The organism is Bradyrhizobium sp. Kon37, assembly GCF_055807535.1.
Genome location: NZ_JBVVOY010000219.1, coordinates 1 through 301 on the forward strand (window position 1 = coordinate 1; position 301 = coordinate 301).

General features: G+C 55.8%; 1 protein-coding gene. It reads right to left on the reverse strand.

Annotation, left to right across the window (positions count from 1 at the left end):
* Window positions 1-289, reverse strand: a 289-nt coding sequence (locus AC0L3J_RS37880; protein ID WP_473350514.1) for a phage protein Gp27 family protein, incomplete at its 3' end; no start/stop codon positions are given.
* Between the last annotated feature and the right edge of the window lie 12 nt (window positions 290-301).

Here is a 301-nt window from a genome sequence, read left to right on the forward strand (position 1 = left end):
TACCCAGCAGTACATCACGGATACGCTGCTCCAGCTCTTCGCTGATGCCATCCTGCCCGCGCAGTTCTTCACTGACGGCGTTTGCCGCTTCTTCTGCGAATGCCTGGCGGATTTCTTTCTCGCGCCGGTGGCTGGACATTGCCGTGGATTCCAGACGCTGTGCCGCCAGCATGGCATTTTTCAGCAGGTCAATATCCACGTCACATTCCGGGTTTTCGATTTGCCGCATCATGGCCTTAAAAAGCTGGCTGCGGGCCATTTCCAGAATCAGCTTTGTGGTTTCTCCCATTGGCTTGTCGCC